Origin of the sequence: Mesorhizobium sp. M0514 (assembly GCF_040321145.1) — a bacterium.
GTDB lineage: Bacteria > Pseudomonadota > Alphaproteobacteria > Rhizobiales > Rhizobiaceae > Mesorhizobium.
Map to the genome: position 1 here is coordinate 1 of NZ_JAMYQZ010000155.1, position 7,308 is coordinate 7,308.

At 62.5% G+C, this 7,308-nt stretch carries 10 protein-coding genes; 8 read left to right on the forward strand and 2 right to left on the reverse strand.

The window, feature by feature from the left end; genetic code table 11:
• The first annotated feature begins 308 nt into the window (after positions 1-308).
• The 5 genes from NKI61_RS31745 (at position 309) to NKI61_RS31765 (ending at position 4,695) form a co-directional block, all read left to right on the forward strand.
• A complete protein-coding gene (locus tag NKI61_RS31745; protein WP_023727301.1) occupies positions 309-1,511 on the forward strand; it encodes a phosphoglycerate kinase in 1,203 nt (400 codons plus the stop codon).
• A 121-nt stretch (positions 1,512-1,632) separates the two neighbouring features.
• Positions 1,633-2,658: a class I fructose-bisphosphate aldolase gene (locus NKI61_RS31750; protein WP_023825004.1), complete on the forward strand. Its 1,026-nt coding sequence runs from the start codon at positions 1,633-1,635 to the stop codon at positions 2,656-2,658.
• Positions 2,659-2,831: 173 nt separating this feature from the next.
• Positions 2,832-3,572 carry a DUF899 domain-containing protein gene (locus NKI61_RS31755; protein ID WP_352842300.1) on the forward strand — a complete coding sequence of 247 codons (741 nt, stop codon included), beginning with the start codon at positions 2,832-2,834 and terminating at the stop codon, positions 3,570-3,572.
• Between the two features lie 63 nt (positions 3,573-3,635).
• Positions 3,636-4,349: an SGNH/GDSL hydrolase family protein gene (locus NKI61_RS31760; RefSeq protein WP_023737388.1), complete on the forward strand. Its 714-nt coding sequence runs from the start codon at positions 3,636-3,638 to the stop codon at positions 4,347-4,349.
• 25 nt (positions 4,350-4,374) lie between these two features.
• Positions 4,375-4,695, forward strand: a complete 321-nt coding sequence (locus NKI61_RS31765) for a hypothetical protein (RefSeq protein WP_155923328.1) — start codon at positions 4,375-4,377, stop codon at positions 4,693-4,695.
• Positions 4,696-4,704: 9 nt separating this feature from the next.
• Here NKI61_RS31765 and NKI61_RS31770 read toward each other — a convergent pair whose 3' ends face one another.
• Positions 4,705-4,866 (reverse strand): hypothetical protein, encoded by a 162-nt coding sequence (locus tag NKI61_RS31770; protein ID WP_023683991.1) that lies wholly within the window; start codon positions 4,864-4,866, stop codon positions 4,705-4,707.
• A 204-nt stretch (positions 4,867-5,070) separates the two neighbouring features.
• On the opposite strand from NKI61_RS31770, the gene NKI61_RS31775 reads away from it, so the two are divergent.
• The 3 genes from NKI61_RS31775 (at position 5,071) to NKI61_RS31785 (ending at position 6,680) form a co-directional block, all read left to right on the forward strand.
• A complete protein-coding gene (locus NKI61_RS31775) occupies positions 5,071-5,241 on the forward strand; it encodes a hypothetical protein (RefSeq protein ID WP_023670139.1) in 171 nt (56 codons plus the stop codon).
• A 182-nt stretch (positions 5,242-5,423) separates the two neighbouring features.
• The gene (locus NKI61_RS31780) at positions 5,424-5,834 is read left to right on the forward strand and encodes a hypothetical protein (protein ID WP_031199867.1); all 411 of its coding nucleotides are present in this window, start codon (positions 5,424-5,426) and stop codon (positions 5,832-5,834) included.
• A 126-nt stretch (positions 5,835-5,960) separates the two neighbouring features.
• Positions 5,961-6,680 carry a helix-turn-helix transcriptional regulator gene (locus NKI61_RS31785; RefSeq protein ID WP_352842301.1) on the forward strand — a complete coding sequence of 240 codons (720 nt, stop codon included), beginning with the start codon at positions 5,961-5,963 and terminating at the stop codon, positions 6,678-6,680.
• Between the two features lie 59 nt (positions 6,681-6,739).
• On the opposite strand, the gene NKI61_RS31790 is transcribed toward NKI61_RS31785, so the two are convergent.
• Positions 6,740-7,308, reverse strand: a 569-nt coding sequence (locus NKI61_RS31790; RefSeq protein ID WP_352842302.1) for an IS3 family transposase, incomplete at its 5' end; no start/stop codon positions are given.

The window sequence follows — 7,308 nt, forward strand, 5'->3', positions numbered from 1 at the left end:
GGTGGCGCGGGTTCCGGTGTTCCTGAGCGCCGGCGAGATCCGCGATCGTGTCTCCGCCTTCATCCGCAACTGGCGCAAGCCGACCGAGACGCAGAATGCAGAGGCGACAGCCAATGAGAAGGCCCTTGAGCCGACGGCGGAAAAGATAACGACCGAAGGCTGACAAGCGATCGGTTCACGCTGACGTCCCGCATCATCACGACAGCCTTCGCCTTGATCTCAAAATTTAGCTCGCACCCCGGCTCAAGCCTTGCATCGTCATCGATGCGAGGTATGGTCCCGGCGATTTTCCACGGAAAGGAACCCGCATGGCCGCCTTCAAGACACTCGACGATATCGGCAATATCAGCGGCAAGCGCGTGCTGGTGCGCGTCGACCTCAACGTGCCCGTCGCCGACGGCAAGGTCACCGACGCCACCCGCATCGAACGCATCGCGCCGACCATCGCCGAGCTGTCCGGCAAGGGCGCCAAGGTCATCCTGCTCGCGCATTTCGGCCGCCCGAAGAATGGTCCCTCGCCCGAATTCTCGCTGGAGCCGATCGCCAAGGCTGCCGCGGAGGTGCTTGGCCGCCCCGTCGGCTTTGCCGGCGACTGCGTCGGCGACACGGCGGGCAGTGCGGTCGCCGCCATGAACAAGGGCGATGTGCTGCTGCTGGAAAACACCCGCTTCCACAAGACCGAGGAGAAGAACGACCCGGCCTTTACAGAGCGGCTCGCCGCCAATGGCGATATCTTCGTCAACGACGCCTTTTCCGCCGCCCACCGGGCGCACTCCTCGACCGAAGGCCTGGCGCGGCTGTTGCCGTCCTATGCCGGCCGCACCATGCAGGCCGAGCTCGAGGCGCTGGAGAAGGGGCTCGGCAATCCGGTCCGCCCTGTCGTCGCCATTGTCGGCGGCGCCAAGGTGTCGACCAAGATCGACTTGTTGATGAACCTGGTGAAGAAGGTCGACGCGCTGGTGATCGGCGGCGGCATGGCCAACACTTTTCTCGCCGCGCGTGGCACCGCTGTCGGCAAGTCGCTGTGCGAGCATGACCTTGCCGCGACCGCCAAGCAGATCATGATCGAGGCCGCCGAAGCCGGCTGCGCCATCATCCTGCCTGTCGACGGTGTCGTCGCCAAGGAATTCAAGGCGGGTGCCGCCAGCGAGACCGTTGCCATTTCGGATGTCCCGGCTGACGGCATGATCCTCGATGTCGGCGAAAAGACCGTGAAGACGATCGGTGAATGGATCGACCGCGCCGCGACGCTGGTCTGGAACGGCCCGCTCGGCGCCTTCGAGATCGAGCCTTTCGACCACGCCACGGTGGCGGCGGCCAGGCACGCGGCGGCCCGCACCAGGGCCGGCAAGCTGGTCTCGGTCGCCGGTGGCGGCGACACGGTGGCCGCCCTCAACCATGCCGGCGTCGCCGACGACTTCACCTATGTCTCGACCGCCGGTGGCGCTTTCCTGGAATGGATGGAAGGCAAGCCGCTGCCCGGCGTCGACGTCCTGAAGAAGCAGGCCTGATCGGGACGAGGGCGTCAAACGAGGCGCTGGAAACTTTCAATCGATTCGAGCTTTCCGATGCCATTCCTTTGGCGGTAGACTTCCCTTAAGCGCGGAACAACACCGTCAAGGAGAAGCAAAAATGAGCGAACGTCTCGAAGACATTGCCGCCGCGATGGTGGCCGGCGGCAAGGGCCTGCTGGCCGCCGATGAGAGCTCCGGCACCATCAAGAAGCGCTTCGAAGTTATCGGCGTCGAATCGACCGCCGATAGCCGCCGCGACTACCGCGAGATGATGTTCCGCGCCAAGGACGCAATGACGAAGTACATCTCCGGCGTCATTCTCTACGACGAGACCATCCGTCAGAAGGCTGCCGACGGCACGCCTCTGGTCGACATCATCAAGGCGGCGGGCGCCATTCCCGGCATCAAGGTCGATGCCGGCGCCAAGCCACTCGCCGGCTTTCCCGGCGATACCGTTACCGAAGGCCTCGACGGCTTGCGCGAGCGGCTCGCGGATTATTACAAGCTCGGCGCCCGCTTTGCCAAATGGCGCGCGGTGATCGACATCGACACCGGCAAGGGCGTGCCCTCGGCCAATTCGATTGCCTCCAATGCCCATGCGCTGGCCCGCTATGCCGCACTGTGCCAGGAGGCCGGCATCGTGCCGATCGTCGAACCGGAAGTGCTGATGGACGGCGCGCACGACATTGCCACCTGCTACGACATCTCGAAGGCAACGCTGATCAAGCTCTATGACGAGCTGCATGCGGCGCGCGTTGTGCTGGAAGGCACCATCCTGAAGCCGAACATGGTGCTGGCCGGCAGGAAATCAGGCAAGGTGAGCAGCCCCGAAGAGGTCGCGGAAAAGACCATAAAACTGTTCCGCGAAACCGTACCGGCAGCGGTGCCGGGCATCGCCTTCCTTTCGGGCGGGCAGTCGGACGAGGAGGCGACCGCCAACCTCAACGCCATCAACGCCATCGGGCCGCATCCGTGGAAGCTGACCTTCTCCTATGGCCGCGCCTTGCAGGCCGCCCCGCAAAAGGCCTGGAGCGGCAAGGCATCGAACGTCGCCGCCGGCCAGGCCGCCTTCACCCATCGTGCCCACATGAACCATCTGGCGGCGCTGGGACAATGGACGGCGAGCCTCGAACAGGCCGCCTGAGCGCAGTCCTCCCGTTGTCATACAACCCGGGCCGATGCGCCCGGGTTTTGTTTATGCAAAGCCCGGCTTGGACGGAGTTCGTTCATCCTTATCTACCTTTCGGCAAAAGCTGACGGCGATGTCGGTTCCTGCCCACCCCAAACGTCCTTGGGTGAACAGACAGGGAGAACTTCATGACTCGCAACAAGGTGGTTTCGCGTGAAGACTGGTTTGAGGCGCACAAGGCGCATCTGGCGCGCGAGAAGGAATTGACACGGTTGCGTGAGCGCATCGCCGCCGAGCGGCGTGAACTGCCCTGGATGAAAATCCGCAAGGACTATGTCTTCGAGACCGAGCAGGGTCCGAAGAACCTGGCCGGACTGTTCGGCGCCAACAGCCAACTGATCGTCTACCACTTCATGATGACGCCAGGATCGAACCACCGCTGCGAAGGATGCTCCTTCCTTGCCGACCATATAGACGGCGCCGATCAGCATCTCAGGCACCACGACGTGTCGCTGGTGGTGGTTGCGCGCGCGCCGCTGGCGGAACTGCTGCCTTACAAGCAGCGTATGGGCTGGAAATTCGACTGGGTGTCGTCCCACGCCTCGGATTTCAACTTCGACATGCAGGTCTCCTTCACCGACAAGCAGATCGCGGCCGGCGACACCACCTACAATTTCGAGACGCGTCCGCGCACGTCAAAGGACCTTCCCGGCACCAGTGTTTTCTACAAGGAAGAGAACGGCGACATATTCCTTACCTTTATGTCGCGCGCCCGCGGCGGCGAGGCCCAGATCGGCACCTATGACTATCTCGACATGACACCGAAGGGCCGCGGCGAAAATGGCCCTTATCATAGCCTGATGGACTGGGTGCGGCTGCATGACGAATATCAGGACAAGCAGGCGGACAAGCCGAACTGCTGCGACTAGAAGCTCGTTCACCTCAGGCGAAACTTGCGCTAAGGCTGCCGCTGATCTCTAAACGGTATCGCCATGCGCTTCCCGGCCCTTCTTACCTGGCTCGCCTACCCCGTTTATGTCTGGCAGGGCCTCGGCGTGCGCCGCCGCACCACCCGCATGCTGCCGGCACAAGGGCCGGTCATGCACGAAATATCGGGCAAGGCGCCCGCCATCTCGCTGCTGGTGCTGGGCGATTCCTCGGCCGCTTCCGTCGGCATCGGCAATTCCGAGAACGGGCTTGCCGCGCAGCTTGCCGTCATGATCGCGCAACGAACCGGCCTTGCCGTGCGCTGGCGCGCCGCCGGCTTCAACTCGGCAACGTCGGGCCAGATCCGCGACCATGTGCTGCCCAATCTGTCGGCCGATCCGTGGACGCATATCGTGCTCGCCATCGGCACCAACGACACCAAGAATTTCCACTCGGTACCGCGCTTCAAGAAGGAGTTCGGTGGCCTGCTCTACGCCTCGCGTGCCAAATGGCCGGAGGCGCGCGTGGTGTGGTCGCCGGTGCTGGAGTTCACCCGCGCGCCGGCCATGCCGCCGCTGCTCGGCAAGATTCTCGAAATCCGCGCTACCGCAATGAACCGCATGGGCGAGCGCCTCTGTTTCGAGCGCGGCGCCGTGCCGGCGCCACGGCTGCCGATCACCAACCCTGAGGCCGGCTTTGCCTCCGATGGCTTTCATGCCTCGGAAGCCGGTTACCGCGCCTGGGCCGAACATCTGGTCGGATGGGTGCTCGCCGATTGACCTGAGGGGGCACAAGCTCGGACTGGTGGGCTTCAGAGAACTGACGCGAGTATTTCCAAATACTGTTGATTGCAGCCTGCTTCCAATGGATCTGAGCCAGAATATCATCCAGCAGCAATGGATGAGCTACGGCTTGGATTCCGAAACCGGCAAGGACACCTGCACGCTGACCGGCAACCGCGCCGAATCGAGCAAGCATGTCATTCCGGCCGGCCCGGCCAACGCCACGCCTTTTATTGCGGCGAACCTGCCGGAATTCATGACGACGCGCGGTGGCGATTACTTCTTCGTGCCCAGCCTCAACGCCATCCGGATGATTGCCATGGGAACGGTGGACCCGACCTGACCCTCAAGGCTATGCCCAGTGCCCCAGCGCACCCGCCAGCGCGATGGCCGCCATGGCGATCAGGGCCAGCTTCCAGAAATCGCCGCGCCGCTTCAGGCCCGGCCAGCCGAGCGGCTTGATCAGCTGAATGGCCATCATGCCGATGATGACGAGCGCGAGGAGTTTCGACATGCCCGCCTTTGAGCAGCATCGCGACAGGCTGTCAAAGCGGTTCTTGCATGGTCTCGGTCGACTTGGCCATTCCTGACAAAAGGCTCGTTTCCGAACCGACCGCCAAGCACCTCGCAGCTTTCTTCAACGAGCTGACATGCTCCTGACAGACTGCTGTCAGGAGGGGTATGCGATAGTGTCTCCATCAGAGAAGAGGAGATGTTCATGAACAGCTTTGGTATTTTGAACAGCGTACAGCACTATGTCGGCAAGATCCGCACGATGCGCAATGAAGTCCGTACCCAGCGCTTCCTGAACTCCTTGCCGGCGGACATCCGCAAGGACATTGGCTGGCCAGATATGTATGAGGGTCACAGCCGCATTCGCGAGATCTGAGGCGTTTTACATGACAATGCTTGGATGCGGACCCCGCAACGCCCGGATCATTGACATGGACCCCCGGGCGGCGACGCCTTGGGCTGGCGCAAAGACTTTTGGCGCCTGCTACGGACAATGCTGAAGGCTCCTGACAGAATGCTGTCAGGAGCACCATGCCATAAACGTGTCAGGAGACATGAATGGTGAAAAGCTGGAACGACAGGCTGAACACGCCGGGCGTCAACGGCGTGAAGCCGACGCCACGCACAATGGGCGACGTCGTCGAGGGCCAGCCGATGCTGGTGCCGACGGCCCGTCAGGTCGATGATTTCATCCGCACGATCCCCAACGGCCTCGAGATGGATGTACGCGCCTTGCGCACCGCGCTCGCCATCGAGCATGGGGCGCAAGTGACATGTCCGGTCACCATCGGCTATCATCTGCGAACCGTCGCCGAAGCCGCCAATGAGGATCTCGAACGCGGCATGACGCTGAACGATATCACGCCGTACTGGCGTGTGCTCGACGTGAACACGCCGACAACGAAGAAATTGTCCTTCGGCGCGGAATTCGTCGCCGTGCAGCGCAAGCGCGAAGGACTTAAACCATAATGCGTGTCGCCCAAAAGTGCGCAGCGGTTTTTGGGAGAACGACAAGCATAAAACAGGAGATGGATGTCACCCGGAACCGGTTTCGGGACCGTGACATTCATAGAAAAGCAGCCGAGGGACCATACGATGCGACGTGCCGACAGGCTCTTTCAGATCGTGCAGCACCTGCGTGGCGGCCGGCTGGTCACCGCCCAGAAGCTCGGCACATGGCTCGAGGTTTCCGAGCGGACCATCTACCGCGATATCGCCGATTTGCAGTCGACCGGAGTGCCGATCGACGGCGAGGCCGGCGTCGGCTACATGATGAGGGAGGGTTTCGACCTTCCGCCGCTGATGTTCACGCGTGACGAAATCGTCGCGCTGGTCGCCGGCGCCCGCATGGTGCGGGCCTTTGGCGGCGCGGCCATGGCGCGTGCGGCCGACGAGTCGCTGGTCAAGATCGGCGCCGTCCTGCCCGACGCCGAGAAGGACCGCATCGCCCGCACCGAGATCCACACGCCGATGTGGGTGGTGAGCGACGCCGCGCGTGAGGCGATCGACGTGATCGAGCGCGCTGTCGAGAAGCGACAGGTGCTGACCATCGACTACCGCGACGAGGCCGGCCGCGGCACCGGGCGTGACATCCGTCCGCTCGGTCTGTGGTTCTGGGGCAAGGTATGGACGCTGGTTGCCTGGTGCGAGATGCGCGACGATTTCCGCGCCTTCCGCATCGACCGCATCGCCTCGGTGGTCATCGCCGGCCGCATCTTCAAGCCTGAGCGCGGCAAGCAGCTTGCCGACTTCTACCGCGCCGTCGAACGCTCGGAGGACTATGGCATGACGCCGGACCGGGCGGCGCGCAGCTGAGACTTCGATAATCAATGAAAAAGCCCGCTCGATGAACTGACCCCATAAAGTTGGACGGTTCATTGAGCTGGTAGGTTTAAGGGCTGGTTCCTGTATTGCACAGGGGCCAGCCCTTTCAGTTTCAGTTTGATGCGGCGGTGGTTGTAGTAGTCGATGTAGTCCGTGATGGCGTCGTCCAGGCTTTGAACGGTGTCGAAGGTTCCGGGATGGAAGAGCTCGGATTTGAGGATGGCAAAGAAGCTCTCCATTGGGGCGTTGTCGAGGCAATTGCCTTTGCGTGACATGCTCTGTTGAAGGCCTCTGGCTTCCAGCCTGCGTTGGAATGCCGACATTTGATACTGCCATCCCTGATCGGAATGCAGGATCGGCCGTTCGTCCTCACCAAGCCGGGCGAGGGCTTTGGTCAGCATATTGTCCACCAGTTTGAAGCGTGGCCGCCGCGCCGTCTCGAACGCGACGATCTCGCCATTGTAGAGGTCCATGACCGGGGACAGGTAGAGCTTGTCGCCGGCCAGGCTGAACTCCGTCACGTCGGTCACCCATTTGCGGTTAGCCCGGTCGGCGCCGAACTTGCGCTGCAACAGATCGGGAGCGGTCCGCCCAGCCTCGCCCCTGTAGGAGCGATACT

Coding starts and splice junctions, on each gene's coding strand:
- NKI61_RS31745 (WP_023727301.1), top strand. CDS start 309: ATGGCCGCCTTCAAGACACTCGACGATATCGGCAATATCAGCGGCAAG.
- NKI61_RS31750 (WP_023825004.1), top strand. CDS start 1,633: ATGAGCGAACGTCTCGAAGACATTGCCGCCGCGATGGTGGCCGGCGGC.
- NKI61_RS31755 (WP_352842300.1), top strand. CDS start 2,832: ATGACTCGCAACAAGGTGGTTTCGCGTGAAGACTGGTTTGAGGCGCAC.
- NKI61_RS31760 (WP_023737388.1), top strand. CDS start 3,636: ATGCGCTTCCCGGCCCTTCTTACCTGGCTCGCCTACCCCGTTTATGTC.
- NKI61_RS31770 (WP_023683991.1), bottom strand. CDS start 4,866: ATGTCGAAACTCCTCGCGCTCGTCATCATCGGCATGATGGCCATTCAG.
- NKI61_RS31775 (WP_023670139.1), top strand. CDS start 5,071: ATGAACAGCTTTGGTATTTTGAACAGCGTACAGCACTATGTCGGCAAG.
- NKI61_RS31780 (WP_031199867.1), top strand. CDS start 5,424: ATGGTGAAAAGCTGGAACGACAGGCTGAACACGCCGGGCGTCAACGGC.
- NKI61_RS31785 (WP_352842301.1), top strand. CDS start 5,961: ATGCGACGTGCCGACAGGCTCTTTCAGATCGTGCAGCACCTGCGTGGC.